This is a genomic window from Acinetobacter lwoffii, from assembly GCF_022967985.1.
Lineage (GTDB): Bacteria > Pseudomonadota > Gammaproteobacteria > Pseudomonadales > Moraxellaceae > Acinetobacter.
The window spans coordinates 1-18,838 of the sequence record NZ_JALJVC010000026.1 but is presented as its reverse complement, the minus strand read 5'-3'; the positions used below and the strand labels follow the sequence as shown (position 1 = coordinate 18,838).

Sequence of the window (18,838 nt, the reverse complement as noted above, 5' to 3'; positions counted from 1 at the left end):
CCGAGCTAAAAAGCTCGGTTTTTTCGAATCTGTGCATTTACAGATTAGATGTTGTCTAGATTGATACCTAAACGGCCAGCCACTTCTTCATAGGCTTCAACCACGCCGCCTAAACCTTGACGGAAACGGTCTTTATCCAGTTTTTTCTTGGTGTCTTTGTCCCATAGACGGCAACCATCTGGAGAGAATTCATCACCAAGTACGATACGGTCGTGGAACACACCAAATTCAAGTTTGAAATCGACCAGAATCATGTTGCCTGCGTCAAACAATGCTTTAAGCACATCGTTCACTTGGTAAGTCAATTCTTTCATTTTCGCCAATTGTTCAGCAGTTGCCCAACCTAAAGCAATGGCTTGTGATTCATTGACCATTGGATCGCCAAGCGCATCATCTTTAAAGAACAATTCGAATGTTGGAGGCGTCAGTTCCTTGCCTTCTTCCACACCCAGGCGGCGGCATAAAGAACCTGCTGCATAGTTACGGATTACACATTCAACCGGGATCATATCCAGTTTTTTTACCAGCACTTCATTTGGAGTCAGCAGCTTTTCAAAGTGGGTCTCAATTCCTGCTTCTGCCAGTTTTTCCATGATGAAGGCGTTAAAACGGTTGTTCACCTTGCCTTTACGATCTAGTTGCTCAATTTTTTCGCCATTGAATGCTGAGGCATCATCGCGAAAGACTAAAATCAGATGGTCTGAACTGTCTGTGGTGTAGACAGATTTCGCTTTACCAGTATAGAGCAAGGTTTGTTTTAACATGAGGGAACCTTTTACAAAAAAATGCCTAGAAATGTCTAGGCTGGCCAATTTTGGTAAATCTGGTTGAGCAGTTCTGCGGCTTTTTCACGGTCGGCAAAACTGTTATCGGCATTGAACACAGCGAGGTTATTACTTGAACCGACAGAAGATAATCTTAATACATAGGTCTGCTGGTCGACTTTAATCGTGACTTCATAACGATTTTTGCTCTGCGCAACGATGCTATGATTCAGACTGCTGAGGGTGGCAAGTGTATATTGCCAAATTGTAGCAGAATTTCCCTCAATTTTAAGCAGCGGATTAAGATTTCCGTCAGTGACCAACTGTGGTTGACCCACCGTATTGGTTTCGGTTAGATCAGCTGTATTTGAGTTTTCAGTCTGGGCTTGTGGGCGTGGCAAGGCAAAACGGTTGCCACGCTGGTTTTCAAGCTTCGGTGCATGTTCAATTGCAAGCGGATCAACTGTTGGAGCAGGATACAATGGCGTTGCAGGACGAACCATGGCGCCTTCAGGATATTGTAAAGCTTCCAGGGTAGTAGTCTCTTTATAGTCTAAAGTGCCATTATTAAAGGCCATTGAACTACAACCTGCCAAACTGAATACTGAAAGTGTAAGGCTAAGTCCTAAACGTAATTGCATAATCTTGTGCTCTTTTATTTAATAACGCCCGCTTCGACCAGTGCTTCATGAAGTGGAGCGCGATATTGTTCTGCAAGTGGTGTTAATGGAAGGCGAATACCTGTACCAATTAAGCCCATATCATGGAGTGCCCATTTCACAGGAATTGGGTTCGATTCGCAAAATAAAATATTGTGTAAATTTGCAACCTGAGCATTTAACTGTTCAGCTGTAGCTGCATCACCGGCAATGGCAGCAGCACACACTTCGCTCATGGCTTTCGGAGCAACGTTCGCTGTCACCGAGATATTACCTTTGGCGCCATGACTGATCAGTTGATAGGCAGTTGCATCATCACCTGAATAAACAGTCATGTCTTTGCCTACAAGGCCTTGCAGCAGTTCAGCACCGCGCGGTACATCGCCAGTCGCATCCTTAATACCGATAATTTGTGGAATATCCGCCAGACGAATCACGGTTTCATTGGCCATATCCACACCGGTACGGCCTGGAACATTATAAAGAATCTGAGGAAGATCAACAGCTTCAGCAATGGCTTTATAATGTTGGTATAAGCCTTCCTGAGTCGGTTTGTTATAATATGGCGTTACTAGTAAAGCGGCATCTGCCCCCAGCTCTTTGGCTTCGCGGGTCAGTTCGATCGCTTCACGGGTCGAGTTCGCACCTGTGCCGGCAATAATAGGAATACGTTTGTTGGCCACACGAATGATTTCTTTGATCACCTGGGTGTGTTCACTCATGCTGAGAGTAGAGGCTTCGCCTGTCGTTCCAACGGCGACAATACTGTTGGTGCCCTCTGCAATATGCCATTCAACCAGCTTCTCGAGACCCTTCCAATCTACGCTGCCATCTTCAAACATAGGGGTGACGATTGCGACTATGGAACCTTGAATGGTCTGTGCTTGCTGAGTCATTTTAAAAAACTATCCTATTTGTCCATCCGAAAGGAATGAGAAAACATAAATTGGGATGGATTTGTATTTTGATTTATAGCAAATTCAATAGATTTGCATTGAATTGAATATTGCTTATGCAAATTATGACTGATCAAACGCATAAGAACAATATGCTTTAGTAAAAGCTACTGAATTCTTTATACAAAGCCTTTTGGAAACAATCAAGTAATAAATAAGATGATTTATAAAGCAAAATCCTGGGACCAAAGTTATGCCTCCAGTCTAGACAAAGGAGGATATTGCCCCAAATGAACCCGATAATGATAAGGCTTGTGCAAAAAGATCAGCTGAAAACTGCGATTTTTATGCCTTTTGATTTTTGATTAATAGTTATATTGGATAAATTGAGATCTCGTACATCTTGATCGCACTCTCGCACCAAAACAAATAAAGCCAAAAATGACTAAGACTAATCTTTTTTAAATATCAATAAATTGAGAATTTTTTTTCTTATCGGTTAATTTTTTAACTTGATGTATAAGCCTTAAAGTCTAAGTCTTGAACTTTATGGTGTTCTGATTAAGTGTTTTTGCGACTTTATCTGGTCTTATCCTATTTTTATCTGCCTCTACTCCTTTGGGAATATCTAAGCAAAACGTTCAACTTGTTGATAGTTATTTCTGCAATCAGGCTCATAGATGATGGCTGTCTTTTGTAACGCTGATTGAACAAGGATAATCCAATGGAAAAATCAGACAATAAGCATGCTATCGTCACGGTCGCGATCTGTTTTCTGATTGCGGTGATTGAAGGCTTAGATATTCAGGCAGCCGGAATTGCTGCTGCAGGTATTCGTGAGCATTTTGGTCTCGATAGTTCCCAGTTGGGTGTGTTTTTTAGTGCAGGGATTCTGGGTTTATTACCGGGTGCACTGGTTGGTGGGCGATTTGCGGACCGCATTGGCCGTAAGAAAGTCTTGATCTGGTCGACAGCAGTATTTGCTGTATTTACCTTATGTACCGTCTGGGTCAATAGCTTTAACAGCTTGCTGGCAGTGCGTTTCCTGGCTGGAGCAGGTCTGGGCGGCGCGATGCCAATTCTGATCACACTTGCTTCTGAAGCAGTCTCTCCACAAAATCGTGGCCGTGCAGTGGGCTTGATGTACTGCGGTATGCCAGTCGGTGCAGCGATTTTGTCTTTAATTGCAGCGACTGAATTTGGTGCTAACTGGAATAATGTTTTTTATCTCGGAGGTCTGTTACCGATTCTTGCCATTCCGCTGATGATGTTATTTTTGCCTGAATCGAAGGAATACCTGAAAGCACAGAACAAAACGGCTGCAGAACTTGCTGTTGCACCGCAGGGTTCATTCAAGGACCTGTTTAATTCGGACAACCTGTTACGTACGCTATGTATCTGGGTGAGCTACTTCTTTACCTTGATGGTGGTTTACATCATGTTGAGCTGGTTGCCATCATTGTTTATGGAACTTGGCTTCACACGTAAGGATGGTTCAACCGCACAGTTCTACTTCATGGTGACAGCGACGATTGGTACGATTATTTTGGGTATGCTGACCGACCGCTGGAAGAAAGCCTATGTGATCCTGTTGATGTACGGCGGTATTCTGGCAGGTCTACTGGCGCTGAATGGTGCAAGCTCGCTGAACCAGATGTATATGGCAGCAGCATTGGCCGGTGCCTTCGTGATTGGCTGTCAGGGTGTACTGTATGCCTTCGGTAGTATCGTTTATCCGACTGAGGTGCGTGGTACTGGTGTTGGTGTTGCATCTGCAGTTGGCCGTATCGGTGCCATGCTGGGGCCAGTCATTGCCGGTCAGTTATTGACAGCAGGTTTCGGTGCTGCGGGGGTCATTACTGCTGCGATCCCATGTATCATCATCTCTGCATTATGTATGCTGTTCCTGGTGAACCGCACTAAAGTGTAAGGTTCAACGATTTAAAAAAGCCTGCTCTTGCAGGCTTTTTTATTTTCAGAATTTAAGAATTAAATACACTGTTTTATTATTAAAAAGACTCATCACTTTATCTTAAAACTTATTTTTTTTGCAGAGATCTAGCTTGATACAAGCCCGGAACTCATCTCATATTTGTCAAAAACAATGAATCTATTGATCTGCTCATATACACATGCCGAGAATACACAGTCATGCCATTTTTAACCGTAGAGCTAAAAATCCTGAGGTATTTTGCGCTATGCTTGGGCATAAATCGAGATTTCAATGGATGAAAACAGATGCAGAATAATGTCGCTTTACTGGTCGTGGATGTACAGAGAGGATTTACCCGGGGAGGCAATCTGGCTGTAGCCAATGCTGACCAGATTATTCCAAATATTAATCTATTGGGGCAGCATTTTAAGCATATTATCCTGACCCAAGACTGGCATCCGGACAACCATATCTCTTTTGCAGACAACCATCCCGGCAAAGCAGCCTATGACAGCATTCAGCTGGATTATGGCAGTCAGGTTTTATGGCCAAAGCATTGCGTGCAAGGGACACGCGATGCCGAACTGCATCCGGATTTAAATTTACCGCAAGCACAACTCATCATTCGCAAGGGCTTTCATTCCCAGATCGACAGTTACTCGGCCTTTATGGAAGCCGACCAGAAAACCACTACCGGTCTTGCTGGTTATCTGCGTGAACGTGGGATTGATACCGTATTTGTGGTCGGGATTGCTACGGACTTTTGTGTGGCCTGGACTGCAATCGATGCCTGCAAACTGGGCTTTAAGACCTATGTGATTGCCGATGCCACCAAGGGCATTGACCTGAATGGTTCCTTGCAACATGCTTGGCAGGATATGCTGTCGCATGGCGTAAAACGTATCTATGTGAAAGATATTGTTCAAGCAGCTTAAAGCTGAATAGGGATAGAACTTAAATATTCCTTTGATCTTATTTATATTTAAATATAAAAATTCAGGCGTCAACGGGTGCCTGTTTTATCTTACTTTTTCTCCCTTAATGTCATCTGGATGAAACCCATGTCAGCCTTGCTCCAGTTTAGCCAATTTGTCCAAAAAACCTTTGCTTTATGGGTCGTATTTTTTTCCGGTATTGCCTTGATGATCCCTGATGCTTTTGTCTGGTTACGGGCTTATATTCCGTGGATGTTGGGCATCATTATGTTTGGCATGGGCATGACCATGACCGTGGGAGATTTTAAAAGTGTCTTGCAAAGTCCGAAAGCTGTGGCAATTGGTGTCGTCGCCCAGTTTATGGTGATGCCGGGTTTGGCCTTTTTGCTGTGCAAGCTGTTCCAGCTGCCACCAGAGATTGCCATCGGGGTAATCTTGGTGGGTTGCTGTCCGGGCGGAACTGCATCCAATGTGATTACCTATATGGCCAAGGGCAATACTGCCTTGTCTGTCGCCTGTACCTCGGTTTCTACGTTACTGGCGCCCATTCTAACTCCGGCCATTTTCTACTTGTTGGCCAGTCAGTGGATTGAAATCAATGCCTGGTCGATGCTGGTGTCGATCTTACAGGTGGTGTTATTCCCGATTATTCTGGGCTTAATCGTACGGGCGCTACTCAAGCAAAAAGTCACGGCCTATATTCAGGTAATGCCGTTAATTTCTGTAATTGCGATTGTGGCAATTGTCGCGGCGATTATTGCCGGCAGCAAAACCCAGATTCTGGAGTCCGGTTTAATGATTTTAGGAATCGTGGCCTTACACAATGGTATGGGCTATTTACTGGGTTATTGGGCCAGTCGTATATTTCACTTGGCAGAAATAGACTGTCGTGCAGTATCCATTGAAGTGGGAATGCAGAATTCTGGTCTGGGTGTGGCCTTGGCGGCAACCCATTTTGCCGCATCACCACTTACCGCTTTACCAAGTGCCATTTTCAGTCTGTGGCATAATATTTCAGGGCCAGCTTTAGCCACTTATTGGGCTGCCAGACAAACTGAAAAAACAGACACCTAATTGCAGTTTGAGGACAGCGCACAACAAGCCAGAGCATGATGTTTTATAATTTTAAAAATTAAAATATTAATTTATATGGATTTATCGAGCTTTGTAACATAAGTGTCATGAAGTCTGCCTAAGATCGCCCCTCAATGATGTGAAACAACAGACTGTAATCAGCAGCATTGAGAGGGCATGGAACAATTTCAGCATTCGTCAGCGACCTATTTTAATCGGGAACTTTCCTTATTTGAATTTCAGCGTCGTGTCTTGGCACAAGCACTCGATCCGAATTTACCGATTTTAGAGCGCTTAAACTTCCTGATTATTTTTTCCCGTAACCTGGATGAGTTCTTTGAAATCAGGATTGCCGGGCTGATGAAACAGCAAGACCTGAATGCGACTACCCGGACGCCTGATGCTGTACCCACCGAGCTGATTCTACAAGAACTGTCCCAGTCCATTCATGCCACAGTTAACAAGCAGTATGAGGTGCTGAATCATGCGATTTTGCCTGAACTTCAGGCGCAGGGTATCCAGTTTCTTCAATATCAGGATCTTCTGGAAAAAAACAAGGCGTGGATTGCAGCCTTTTTTGCCAAAGAAGTACAACCGGTACTGACCCCGATCAGCCTGGATCCTTCACATCCTTTTCCACGTTTGGTGAATAAAAGTCTGAACTTTATTATTAGCCTAGAAGGTAAAGATGCCTTTGGCCGTGAAATCGAGATGGCGATTGTGCCGGCACCACGTTCCTTACCCTGCCTGATTAAAATTCCGGAAGACGTCACCGGAAACAATACCACCCAGATTTTTCTGACTGCGATCATCCAGCAGCATATCAGTGATTTGTTCCCGGGCATGAAAGCGACCGGATGTTATGCTTTTCGGGTCACCCGCAACGCCGATCTGGTACTGTCAGAAGATGTTGATGATCTGGCAGTGGCTTTAAAAGACGAACTGTGTTCGCGCCGCTTTGGTCGTGCAGTACGTCTGGAAATTGAAAATGACTCTCCACAGAATATCATCGACTATTTGCTAGATGAATTTGATTTGACGGAACAGGAACTGTACCGGATTGATGGACCGATCAATTTGTCCCGTCTGAGTACCAGCTTTGAGCGTCCGGAATTAAAGTATCCGCATTTTAGTCCGGTCATTCCCAAAATTTTCCGTAAACAGAAAAGTATTTTTGAAATTTTAAAGGCACAGGATGTACTGCTGCATCATCCTTTTGATTCATTCCAGCCGGTGATTACTTTACTGCGCGAAGCGGCCAAGGACCCGGCGGTGCTGGCGATCAAGCAGACGCTGTACCGTAGTGGGCCAGACTCGGAAATCGTTCAGGTGCTGGCAGAGGCTGCACGGAATGGCAAGGAAGTCACGGCTGTGATTGAACTGCGGGCGCGTTTTGATGAAGAATCTAACATCATGGTGGCCAATATCCTGCAAGAAGCCGGCGCGGTTGTGGTCTATGGCATTGTCGGTTATAAAACCCATGCCAAAATGATTCTGATTGTCCGGCGTGAAAATCAGGAATTACTGCGTTATGCGCATCTGGGTACCGGAAACTATCATGCCGGTAATGCCCGCATGTACACCGATTATGGCCTGATGACCACACAGCCGGATATCTGTGAAGATGTGCACCGCATGTTCCAGGAACTGACTGGTATGGGGAAAATGGCCAAACTGAAAGCCTTGCTGCATGCACCGTTTACCCTGCATAGCGAATTGCTGAAACTGATTGAACAGGAAAAGGCATTTGCCCTGGCCGGCAGAGCCGCGCATATCATCATCAAAGTGAATGCACTTACCGAACCGCAATTGATTGCTGCCCTGTATCAGGCTTCGCAGGCTGGGGTAAAAATTGACCTGATTGTGCGTTCAATCTGCTGTCTGATTCCACAAGTTACCGGTATGTCTGAAAATATCCAGGTCCGTTCAATCGTAGGACGTTTCCTGGAACATACCCGGGTTTATTATTTTGAACATGGCGGTGCCAAGAAACTGTATTGTGCCAGTGCCGACTGGATGGGCCGTAACCTGTTTTCCCGGGTGGAAACCTGTTTCCCGGTGCTGGATCCAGAGCTGAAAAAACGGATTTATAAAGATGGCCTGATCAGCTATTTAAAAGATTGTCACAATGCATGGGAGTTAGATGCCGAGGGTCAGTGGCATAAAGTCCCCTGTCAGGATCCGGCCCAGCCTTATAATGTCCAGCAATATCTGCTGGAACAAAAACAGTTAAAAATTTAAAGGGTAGGCCAAGATACGCTGGCGTATTTGTTTTGTACCCATCAAAAAGCCAGATATTGAATCCGGCTTTTTTAATTGCAATATTCAGTGATATTTATGAGGCTTTGGACTGTTTGGATTTTAGAATTTCGGTTCTAAAAGTCTGTGCCAGCTCGGCGCTTTCAGCATCCATCCCATTCACCACAAAAGCATGACGGGTCAGGACATTGGTTGGATTCGGCATGCTGACCAGCTGGAAGTGATCACTCACATCTTTCAGCAAGCTATTCGGTACATGTAAGGCACTTTCTTTCGCGACCAGATGCTGAGTCAGACGCTCAGCGGCCTGTACCGAACTGAGCTGCATCTCCTCGACTTTAGAGGCAATCGCGCTGCGGGTTTGTAGCACAAAACGTTTTTCTTCACGATAACGTTTATACAGCACTTCCGAAAGCAGCTGGAACACGGCACTGATCATGGTCAGGCAGGCCAGGGCATTCGGTTTGTCTGCTGCGATACTGATGGTGGCACCTTTTTCATCAAATTTATGTACGGTACAAATATCAGAACTATTTAACTTATAGCGTTGCACACAGAGTTCAGTGGCTTTATTCAGGAAAATTTGACAGAGATTGAAATAAGGCACCGAAACGGTTTTATTCACGCTATCCAGTAACTGTTTTGGATCGTAGAACTGGATGTTTAAGCTCAGGCTATCGCTTTCCAGTATTGCCGGCTTATGTTCTTTTTCTTTGGCTTTGTTTTTCACTGCCTGTTGGGCTTGGGCAATCGCCAGTGCCGCATTATGCTTTTCCTGTTCCAATGCCTGGGTCAGGGTCTGAATCTCGAATTTCAGTCGCGATTCGTTATTGATGCGCGCCAGATATTCGGTTCGGCTTGGACGTGCCACGGCACGATAAGCGACCCAGAGCAGACCATGAATGATGAACGAGAACAGAATTGCCAGCCATTGTGTCCGCAGAATTTCACCAATACTTGGTTCAATCAGAGTGATTTCAATCACACCGACTTTTTTCTCATTTTGCAGCGCATCACGGACAAAAACTTCACCCTCGCGGGTTTTGGTCAGTCCGCCAGTGGCTAAAACCTGAGCTTTCGCATCTAGAATCCGGATGGAAGCGACACTTGGATTGGTGGCATAACGATTTGCCAGCAACGCCAGAGAAACGCGGTTGGGTGGTTCAAGCTCAGACAGGCTGTCTGTCACCAGTTGACTGGTGATCAGCTGTCCCTGATTGGCACGGTTTTCATTCAGTTGGTGAGTGGTTGCCAATACCAGTAAAAAGGTATGCAGAGCAAAACTTACAATCAATAGGCTAGCAAATAGCCCTTGTCTAGGCGCATTCAACGTAAACTTCCAAGGCAATTCTGTTCAATTTCGATTATGATTCTAACAATAGTTGTAGCTCAGACCCGAGTCAATTCATGCGAGAAATCATTCTTATATCATTCTTAGGACCTGACCAGCCTAATCAATTTACACGATTAATGCAGGTTTTGTCCGCCCATTCCCTACAGATTTTAGATGTAGGGCAAGCGGTTATTCATAATCAGTTAACCTTAGGTATTGTTGTAGCCTCTGAAGACCAGACAGCGACAGCATTAGCCATGAAGGAGATCCTGATTCTAGCACATGATATCGGGTTAACTGTGCGCTTTAAACCGATCTCTGCGACTGAATATGATCAGTGGGTCAAAGAGGGTGGACGCACACGTTATATCGTAACGGCATTGGCCCCTGAATTAAATGCCTCTCATCTGCAAGCCGTGACCCAGATTGTCTCGGGTCAGGGCTTTAATATTGAAACCGTGACCCGTCTGTCTGGTCGCCCCGCTTTAGATGGCCAGAGCAGCGGGCCAAAACGTGCCTGTGTCCAGTTCGGTTTAAGTGGACAAATGCTAGATGCAGCTGCCATGCGTGAGGCCTGTTTGCGTTTATCCACTGAACTTAATGTCGATGTCGCGGTACAGGAAGATAATGCCTATCGCCGTAACCGCCGTCTGGTTTGCTTTGATATGGACTCGACCTTGATCGAGCAGGAAGTTATTGACGAACTGGCAATTGAAGCCGGCGTCGGTGAACAGGTCGCAGAAATTACCGAACGTGCCATGCAAGGCGAGCTGGATTTCCAGCAAAGCTTCCGTGCCCGTGTCGCTTTATTAAAAGGCATGGATGCATCGGTACTTCCGAAAATTGCCGAGCGCCTGACCATTACCGAAGGGGCTGAACGCCTGATTTCGACTTTAAAAGCATTGGGTTACCGTACCGCAATCCTTTCAGGTGGTTTTCAGTATTTTGCGGAATATCTGCAAACTAAACTGGATATTGATGAAGTGCATGCCAACGCGCTCGATGTGCAGGATGGGGTCGTTACCGGTGAAGTCAAAGGCCATATCGTCGATGGCGCACGCAAAGCCTTCTTGCTCGGTGAAATCGCCCAAGAAATGGGGATTTCCCTGGAACAAACCATCGCAGTCGGTGATGGCGCCAATGACTTGCCAATGTTATCCATTGCAGGACTCGGTGTGGCTTTCCGTGCCAAACCATTGGTACGCCAAAATGCCAATCAGGCGATTTCTAGCGTCGGTCTGGATGGGGTGCTGTATCTGCTCGGCGTACATGATAAAGACCTGAACCGTGCATAAGTACAGGCTTTGATTGATTTTAAATGCGACCTTTGGGTCGCGTTTTTTATTGCTTATGATGTGAGTGATATAAGGAATATCTGAAATATGGCTACAAAAACATCGATCATCTTAAACGGAAAAATAATTTTTTCACTTAAAAAAACTACTGATAATTTTGTAATGACACGCCAACATTGGCGCAGTCATTGATCCACAAAAATGTGAAAAGCAAAAAATGTAATGACAATATAATATCGCGACAAAGTATGTCGTTAGGCTGGATGACAGGACTTTTTTTATGCAAAAAACTCAGCATAATGCAGGCATAGAGATACAAATCAACAGATTCCACTTTATTGATTTAACGAAATTCAATAGATAGAAGCGTTGCAATATCAAGCGGAAACTATCTATCTGGATGGAGGGGGTTATATGGTAACAGCGAATTTAGCAACGATTGTGGGCTTCAGTTTAGTCGCTGTAGCTGTGCTTGCTGTGTTCTTCTCGCCTTATCGTCGCTGGTTAAGCTTTATGGCGGCCGGGATGCTGGTATGGGGCCTGATCGAGGTGATTCGTGTAGGAACTCAAACTTGGTTTGAGCTACCAATGACGTATAGTTATCTGAGCGCGTTAACTGCGGTCATGATGGTGGTAACTGGCCTGTTGTTGCGTGAAGATCGTCGTGCTGAGCGTGCTTTGGCAAAACGCCGTTGCATCGAACATACGCCAGTGTATGAAGACGACCAGCAGCAGCTTTCAAGCCGTTAATTCTACAAGTTGCAATGAAAAAAATGCACCCACGGGTGCATTTTTCAATTTGGAAATATGATACAAACTGCATAATCCACCTAGCCCAGAACTATGCTAGGATATTTGTCAATTTTCGTACAATTAGAATAGGCATCCTCCATGAAACTGTCGTCCATTCCTGTGTTAAAACTTCCTCTTATTGATATGAGTACAGATCCGCTGGACTTACTGGTCGCAGGTTTAGCTTTACGTATGAAGCAGTTGGCACGTACCAGCCCAAAATTCATTGAACTGGTACATGGACGTCAATTCCGTATCCAGATTGGTACGGATGAAGGTATGGCTCGTCAGATCATTGTGGATAACGGTCATATCGATACCGTTTCTGGTGATGCTGAAAAAGCCGATTTTGTGTTGCAGTTTGCTGACAGTGAACAGGGTGTAAAAACATTGCTTAAAGGTGATCCAACTGCATTCATGACTGGTATGCAAAGTGGCACGATTAAAATGGAAGGCGATTTTGGTCTGCTGGTCTGGTTTAACCAGGTCGCGAAAATGATTCCGCCTAAACTGCCAAAACCGGTCAAAGAAAAAGTGAAAATGGTACGCCAGTTTATTAAAGAAAAAACTGGTAAATAAGAAACTTCCGCTTAGTTCCCCCTCCTTTTTAAAGGAGGGGCTAGGGGAGGATTAAATAGAAAAAGCCCTCAATTCGAGGGCTTTTTTACTGAATCATTCTACTTCCAGATTAAATGTCACCGGCCCATCATTGACCAGATGCACTTTCATGTCGGCGGCAAAAATACCGGTTTGTACATGTTCAAACTGGCTTTGGGCATACTCCACCAGTTGCTCATAAAGGGCTTTAGCCTCGGCAGGTGACATAGCTGGGCCAAAATCCGGACGTAAGCCTTTCTGGGTTTGCGCCACCAAGGTAAATTGGGACACCAGTAGTAAACCGCCACCGGCCTGACTGACATTCCAGCCCATCTTGCCTTGCTCATCATCAAAGAAGCGATATTTCAATATTTTATTAATAAGTTTTTTGCCCTTTTCCAGATTGTCTTCTTTACCGAGGCCCAGAAAAACTAAAATACCTTTGCCAATTTCTCCGGTGGTTTCACCATCGACCACTACTTTGGCTTCCAGTACCCGTTGTAATAATGCACGCATAATTAATTTCAGTCAGATTCAAAATTGCCGCCATTGTAGCAAGATCAGACTCATCTATTATTAAGTTTATGTCTAAAAAATGAGCTTAATTTATTGATTAGCATTGATAATATTTTAAACTATCTAAAAACACGATCATAATCATAAAAATTATCTGTTTTATCTATTTTTTGCTCTCAAGTATCTTAGCTGCATGCAGGAAAGGTATTAAATTGAGAGATTTAGAAATGTTTAAGCGTTCATTACTTGTTGCAATGCTTGCAACGGTGACAGCTGCACAAGCTGCACCATTAACCAAAGATAACGGGGCACCAGTTGGCGACAACCAGAACTCGATCACTGCGGGTCCACAAGGTCCAACTTTGCTGCAAGATGTGCAACTGGTTCAAAAACTACAACGTTTTGGTCGTGAGCGTATTCCTGAACGTGTGGTTCACGCACGTGGTACAGGGGCTTATGGTGAATTCGTTACTACGAAAGATCTGTCTGATTTAACAATTGCTTCTTTATTCAAGGCCGGTACCAAAACTCCAGTTTTTGTGCGTATGTCTACCGTCATTCATGGTAAAAGTTCACCAGAAACCCTACGTGACCCTCATGGTTTCGCCATCAAATTCTATACCCAGGAAGGTAACTGGGACTTAGTCGGTAACCAGACGCCAGTCTTCTTTATCCGTGATGCGATCAAATTCCCGGATTTCATCCATGCGATGAAACCAAGCCCGGTCACCAATGTACAAGATGCCAACCGTGTATTTGACTTCCTGTCTAGCCAGCCTTGGGCAACCAACATGCTGACTTATGTTTATGGCAAGCAAGGTGTCCCAACCAGCTACCGCGAACAGGACGGTTTCGGTGTACATGCCTACAAACTGTATAACGACAAAGGCGAATACAAGTACGTGAAATTCAACTTCCGCTCTAAACAGGGTGTGAAGGGCTTGAACGTCAAAGAAGCGGCTGTACAACAAGGTAAAGATTTCAATCACTTGACCAATGATCTTTATAACAACATCTATGCAGGTAATTTCCCGAAATGGGATCTGTATATTCAGGTGCTTGATCCTAAAGATCTGAACAGCTTTGATTTCGATCCGCTAGATCCAACCAAAATCTGGCCAACCAATCTGGTTCCAGAAGTGAAAGTCGGTACATTGACGCTGAACCGTATGCCGAAGAACTTCTTCAACGAGACTGAACAGTCGGCATTTGCGCCAGGTAACCTGGTACCAGGCATCGAGCCATCAGAAGACCGTCTGTTACAAGGCCGTATCTTCTCTTACTCAGATACGCAAATGTACCGTTTAGGCGCCAACCACCAGCAAATTCCGGTGAACCGTCCAGTGGTAAATGTGAACAACAATAACCAAGATGGCTACATGAATATCTCTGAGCATGACTCGGATGTGAACTATGAGCCAAGCCGTAAAGAGCCAAAAGCTGCAACTGAAAAAGCACGTGCGGTTCAAACTCCATTATCTGGTCATGTACAGCAAATTGGCGTGAAAGAGCAGAACTTCAAACAGGCAGGTGAGCTGTACCGTTCATACACGGCCAAAGAGAAAGATGACCTGATCATGAACCTTACTGCTGACTTAGGTGCAGTGAAAGATTCAGAAACCAAGCACATCATGTTGTCTTACTTCTACAAGGCAGATGCTGACTACGGTATGCGCATGACTAAAGCTGTAAATGGCGACATCTCAATCGTTAAAGCAAAAGCTGCAAAATTAAAAGACTAATCCCGATTGGTCTTGAGGAATTGGTGACTAGGGCATAGCGCATCACCTCCAAAAAGTCCTGTAATACTCCAAACCTTTCCTGCACCCTAGGGGGAGTTTTACAGGCACTCCGTTTTTCATCTCATCTCAGGATAATTCAGTTTTTCAGGACTTAAATTTCCCTTCGATTTCTGCTGGAGTTCATCATGAAAGTTATGTCATCTGTGTTTTTAGCCAGTATTCTCACGATAGGTTCCGCATTCGCAAACGTGACTGTCGCGAAGGAGATCTCCCCCGCTAAAACTGTGAACCATGTTCAGATGAACTCACAACAGGAATTGGTCAACCTGTTCTTTGCTGCTGCCAAAATTGGCAATAGCGAAGTTATCAACGAATTTTTAAAACATGGCTTTCCGGTCGATGTACGCAATAAAGACGGTTATACACCACTGATAATGGCGACTTATTATGGTCATCAGGATATTGTCACCCGCTTGCTTAAACATGGTGCCGACCGCTGTGCTCGAGACAATCGAGGCAATACAGCCTTGATGGGGGCTTTATTCAAGATGGAATTTGCGATTGCCAAGCAGCTGCGTCAGGTGGATTGTGATGCCCAGGCGAAAAAAACCGGACAAAAGACCACAGCCGAATTTGCTAAGGTCATTGGTCAGGAAAAACAGTTGCAGAAACTGATTCAGGAACAGGAAAAAGCTCAGTTCAAATCACAGAAATAAACCGGGTTATGCTTCTGATACTTTTGTCGCAAATACAGCCAGCTGTACGTAAATCCTGCATTATTGCACGACTTTTTATGCTTTAATGCAGAGATAAGCACAGCGATATTCCCTTAGTTATGGCTCCAATTATCCATTCTCTGTTAGATACTGACTTGTACAAATTCACCATGTTACAAGTGGTCTTACACAAGTTTCCGCAAACGCATAGTGTCTACCATTTCCGTTGTCGTAATCTGGAAGATACAGTCTATCCACTGACGGATATTCTGGATGACCTGAATCATCAACTGGACCTGCTGTGTCAGCTCAAATTCAAAGAAGATGAACTGCAATATTTAAGAAGCTTACGTTTTATCAAAAGCGACTTTGTCGATTATCTGGAACTGTTCCAGCTCAAGCGCCGTTTCATCAAGGCCAGTATCGACAGTCAAGGCCGTCTGGATATTGTTGTGGAAGGCCCGATGGTTCAGGCGATGATGTTTGAGATATTCGTTCTCGCTATTGTCAATGAACTGTATTTCAGCCGCATTCGCACGCCTGAAGTATTGGCAGAAGGCGAGCGCCGTTTAAAAGCCAAAATCGAGCTGTTAAAACAGTATGACGCTGCGCAAAACCCCAATGATCCACCATTCTTGGTGTCAGATTTTGGTACGCGTCGCCGTTACAGTTTCGATTGGCAAAAGCATGTGGTCGAAGAATTTCACAAAGCCGCACCGCATGTGTTCCGTGGGACCAGTAATGTACTGTTAGCCAAAGAGCTGGGCATTACCCCGATTGGTACCATGGCGCATGAATTCCTGCAAGCTTTTCAGGCGCTGGACGTACGTTTACGTAATTTCCAGAAATCTGCACTGGAAAGCTGGGTACAGGAATATCGTGGTGACTTGGGCATTGCCTTGACCGATGTAGTCGGGATGGATGCGTTCTTGCGTGACTTTGACCTGTACTTTGCCAAACTGTTTGATGGCTTGCGTCATGATAGTGGCGACCCTTATGAATGGGGTGACAAGGCCTATGCACACTACAAAAAGCTGAAAATAGACAGCAAAACTAAGATGCTGACCTTTAGTGATGGCCTGAATCTGGAAAAAGCCTGGAAATTGCATCAGTACTTTAAAGACCGTTTTCAGGTCAGTTTCGGCATTGGCACCAATCTGACCAATGATATGGGGCAAACCCCACTCAATATTGTGCTGAAACTGGTGGAATGTAACCGTCAGTCAGTAGCCAAAATCTCGGATAGTCCGGGCAAAACCATGACCGATAATGATACGTTCCTGGCCTATTTACGTCAGGTTTTTGAGATCAATGAACCTGCCTAAGTCAGTTTGAACAATTCATAATTTTAAAGAACCGTGTCTATGCAGATGCGGTTTTTTTATGCAAGAGTATTTAAGACTAGGGTTTAGCTAAAATCTTGCTAATCATCTGCAAAGAAAGCGCATAAGTCTAAAAACCAGCTGTGCTAAGATCAACAGGATTTGACCAATAATAGCCATGATAACGATGACCGCTGCAGCTTTTAATTTTGGCCTGCTGATTGAGGCAGAAGATTTAGTTCCCTATTTGGGCCATGAAAAACTTCGTATTGTCGACCTGAGCCGCGCCTCTGTGTATGAGCAGCTGCATATTCCGCATGCCTTGCATTTAAAGCCTAAACTTCTGGTGCGTCAGGAAGAAACGGCAATGGGACTGTTGCCGGACGCGGAAGGCTTGCAGACTCTCATTGATTATCTGAATATTTCTCCTGAACATCATGTGGTGGCTTATGATGATGAGGGCGGGGCATGGGCAGGGCGTTTGCTCTGGAACCTGCATTGTCTGGGCTTTGAAAATACCAGCTTATTGAATGGTGGGATTCATGCCTGGCTCGGTGCAGGCTTGCCGACTTCTTCCAGTCAGGAACAGTTTGCACCAGTGAAGAACGTGTTGCAGGTCAATCTTGAGCATCAGGCGAATTTTCAGATTGGCTATGATGAACTGCGCCAACAGGTTGAAAATCAACAGGTTCAAATTTGGGATTGCCGTACACAAGATGAATATACTGGCCTACGTTTAGCGGCTCGACGCGGCGGTCACATTCCGGGAGCACGTCATTTTGAATGGAGTACTGCCCTTAATCGTGAAAATCATTTAAAATTACAGCCTTTACCACGTACTCAGCAGCGTCTGGAACAACTGGGCTTTGATTTGAATCAACCCGTTGTGGTGTACTGCCAGTCCCATCACCGCTCAGGTTTGGCCTATATTCTGGGTCGTTTACTGGGCTGGAAAATTCGAGCCTATGATGGTGCGTGGAGTGAATGGGGCAACCGCCTCGATAGTCCAATCGCTACAGGGGAGCTGCCATCTTGAGCATCACATCACGTTTAAAACAACAGTTTTTTATTAAAGCTCAACGATTAGTACCGCAACATCGCTTGTCTCGGGTGGTGGGTAAAATTGCCGCCAGCGAAAACCCGATTATCAAAACTGCTGCAATTACTGCCTTTAAGGCGCAGTATGGTATTGATATGTCGATTGCTGAACAGGCCAATGCCCTGAAATTCAAATCATTTAATGAATTTTTTACCCGTGCCCTAAAAGAAGGTATCCGTGCAGTTGATCCAGATGCTACGAGCATTGTTTCGCCTGCAGATGGTGCGATTTCCCAGCTGGGTAAAATTGAAAATGGCGATGTGTTTCAGGCCAAAGGCCAGAAATTTACCGTTGAAGCCCTGATTGCTGATCCGCAACTGGCTGAGCCATTCAAAAATGGTGAATTCGCGACCGTATATTTGTCGCCACGTGATTATCATCGGGTGCATATGCCATTTGCCGGAACATTAACTGAAACGCTATATGTTCCAGGCGAGCTGTTCTCGGTAAACCAGGTGACCGCAGAAAACATTCCAGGCCTGTTTGCACGCAACGAACGTATGGTCTGCCTGTTTGATACTGAAATCGGCCGTATGGCGGTGGTATTGGTCGGCGCGATGATTGTGGCGGGTATTGAAACCGTGGCAACTGGCAAAGTGAAGCCTTCAGGACGAATCGAACTTAATCAGCATGATCTGTTCCTGGAAAAAGGGGCGGAGCTGGGGCGTTTCTACCTCGGTTCAACTGCAGTGATTTTATTTGAAGAAAATAAAATGCAGTGGGATGCCGCATTCAAGGCCAATTCTTTGGTGAATATGGGTGAAGCGCTGGGGCATACAGTTTAAAGATTTTAGCCTCCCTTTATTAAAGGGAGGTTGGAGGAATTAAATATTTTCTCGTTTAGAATAAATAAAAATCCCCCTCAGTCCCCCTTTTGAAAAAGGGGGATTTCCTCTCCTTATAGGA

At 44.9% G+C, this 18,838-nt stretch carries 17 protein-coding genes; 12 read left to right on the top strand and 5 right to left on the bottom strand.

Annotated features, from left to right (window positions below; all coding sequences use genetic code 11):
• Positions 1 to 44 precede the first annotated feature (44 nt).
• From purC to dapA, 3 genes are read right to left on the bottom strand one after another with little or no spacing between them, the layout of a single operon-like run.
• The gene (gene purC, locus MWG72_RS13560) at positions 45 to 764 is read right to left on the bottom strand and encodes a phosphoribosylaminoimidazolesuccinocarboxamide synthase (RefSeq protein WP_004281247.1); all 720 of its coding nucleotides are present in this window, start codon (positions 762 to 764) and stop codon (positions 45 to 47) included.
• A 35-nt stretch (positions 765 to 799) separates the two neighbouring features.
• Positions 800 to 1,405, bottom strand: coding sequence for a hypothetical protein (locus MWG72_RS13555; RefSeq protein WP_004647178.1), 606 nt, complete (start codon positions 1,403 to 1,405; stop codon positions 800 to 802).
• Between the two features lie 14 nt (positions 1,406 to 1,419).
• Positions 1,420 to 2,319 carry a 4-hydroxy-tetrahydrodipicolinate synthase gene (gene dapA, locus MWG72_RS13550; RefSeq protein ID WP_247144268.1) on the bottom strand — a complete coding sequence of 300 codons (900 nt, stop codon included), beginning with the start codon at positions 2,317 to 2,319 and terminating at the stop codon, positions 1,420 to 1,422.
• Positions 2,320 to 3,043: 724 nt separating this feature from the next.
• Here dapA and mhpT point away from each other — a divergent pair.
• The 4 genes from mhpT to ppk1 all read left to right on the top strand — a co-directional run bounded on the left by mhpT (position 3,044) and on the right by ppk1 (position 8,502).
• Positions 3,044 to 4,249 (top strand): 3-(3-hydroxy-phenyl)propionate transporter MhpT, encoded by a 1,206-nt coding sequence (gene mhpT, locus MWG72_RS13545; RefSeq protein WP_247144267.1) that lies wholly within the window; start codon positions 3,044 to 3,046, stop codon positions 4,247 to 4,249.
• A 308-nt stretch (positions 4,250 to 4,557) separates the two neighbouring features.
• A complete protein-coding gene (gene pncA / locus MWG72_RS13540; RefSeq protein WP_247144266.1) occupies positions 4,558 to 5,187 on the top strand; it encodes a bifunctional nicotinamidase/pyrazinamidase in 630 nt (209 codons plus the stop codon).
• Between the two features lie 126 nt (positions 5,188 to 5,313).
• Positions 5,314 to 6,261 carry a bile acid:sodium symporter family protein gene (locus tag MWG72_RS13535; protein WP_005108188.1) on the top strand — a complete coding sequence of 316 codons (948 nt, stop codon included), beginning with the start codon at positions 5,314 to 5,316 and terminating at the stop codon, positions 6,259 to 6,261.
• Positions 6,262 to 6,438: 177 nt separating this feature from the next.
• Entirely contained in the window at positions 6,439 to 8,502 is a 2,064-nt protein-coding gene (gene ppk1, locus MWG72_RS13530; protein ID WP_247144265.1) for a polyphosphate kinase 1, read from the top strand.
• A gap of 94 nt (positions 8,503 to 8,596) precedes the next feature.
• Here ppk1 and MWG72_RS13525 read toward each other — a convergent pair whose 3' ends face one another.
• Positions 8,597 to 9,850 carry a hypothetical protein gene (locus MWG72_RS13525; protein ID WP_247144264.1) on the bottom strand — a complete coding sequence of 418 codons (1,254 nt, stop codon included), beginning with the start codon at positions 9,848 to 9,850 and terminating at the stop codon, positions 8,597 to 8,599.
• Between the two features lie 77 nt (positions 9,851 to 9,927).
• On the opposite strand from MWG72_RS13525, the gene serB reads away from it, so the two are divergent.
• The 3 genes from serB (at position 9,928) to MWG72_RS13510 (ending at position 12,519) form a co-directional block, all read left to right on the top strand.
• Positions 9,928 to 11,148 carry a phosphoserine phosphatase SerB gene (gene serB, locus MWG72_RS13520; protein ID WP_005108185.1) on the top strand — a complete coding sequence of 407 codons (1,221 nt, stop codon included), beginning with the start codon at positions 9,928 to 9,930 and terminating at the stop codon, positions 11,146 to 11,148.
• A gap of 414 nt (positions 11,149 to 11,562) precedes the next feature.
• On the top strand, positions 11,563 to 11,898 hold the full coding sequence (gene aciT, locus MWG72_RS13515; RefSeq protein ID WP_004647188.1) for a ciprofloxacin tolerance protein AciT: 336 nt from the start codon (positions 11,563 to 11,565) through the stop codon (positions 11,896 to 11,898).
• Between the two features lie 141 nt (positions 11,899 to 12,039).
• On the top strand, positions 12,040 to 12,519 hold the full coding sequence (locus MWG72_RS13510) for an SCP-2 sterol transfer family protein (RefSeq protein ID WP_243474475.1): 480 nt from the start codon (positions 12,040 to 12,042) through the stop codon (positions 12,517 to 12,519).
• Between the two features lie 93 nt (positions 12,520 to 12,612).
• Here the strand turns inward: MWG72_RS13510 and dtd are convergent, their stop codons facing one another.
• Positions 12,613 to 13,053, bottom strand: coding sequence for a D-aminoacyl-tRNA deacylase (gene dtd / locus MWG72_RS13505; RefSeq protein WP_247144263.1), 441 nt, complete (start codon positions 13,051 to 13,053; stop codon positions 12,613 to 12,615).
• A 227-nt stretch (positions 13,054 to 13,280) separates the two neighbouring features.
• Between dtd and MWG72_RS13500 the strand changes: the two genes are divergently transcribed.
• From MWG72_RS13500 to asd, 5 genes are all read left to right on the top strand, one after another.
• The gene (locus MWG72_RS13500; RefSeq protein ID WP_247144262.1) at positions 13,281 to 14,795 is read left to right on the top strand and encodes a catalase; all 1,515 of its coding nucleotides are present in this window, start codon (positions 13,281 to 13,283) and stop codon (positions 14,793 to 14,795) included.
• Positions 14,796 to 14,980: 185 nt separating this feature from the next.
• Complete coding sequence (locus MWG72_RS13495) at positions 14,981 to 15,511, top strand: ankyrin repeat domain-containing protein (protein WP_247144261.1); 531 nt, start codon at positions 14,981 to 14,983, stop codon at positions 15,509 to 15,511.
• Positions 15,512 to 15,630: 119 nt separating this feature from the next.
• Positions 15,631 to 16,836 (top strand): nicotinate phosphoribosyltransferase, encoded by a 1,206-nt coding sequence (gene pncB, locus MWG72_RS13490; protein ID WP_004281262.1) that lies wholly within the window; start codon positions 15,631 to 15,633, stop codon positions 16,834 to 16,836.
• A 184-nt stretch (positions 16,837 to 17,020) separates the two neighbouring features.
• A complete protein-coding gene (locus MWG72_RS13485; protein WP_224216512.1) occupies positions 17,021 to 17,869 on the top strand; it encodes a sulfurtransferase in 849 nt (282 codons plus the stop codon).
• The gene (asd, locus tag MWG72_RS13480) at positions 17,866 to 18,717 is read left to right on the top strand and encodes an archaetidylserine decarboxylase (protein ID WP_004729088.1); all 852 of its coding nucleotides are present in this window, start codon (positions 17,866 to 17,868) and stop codon (positions 18,715 to 18,717) included. Before MWG72_RS13485 ends, asd begins: the two co-directional genes overlap by 4 nt.
• The last annotated feature ends 121 nt before the right edge of the window (positions 18,718 to 18,838 follow it).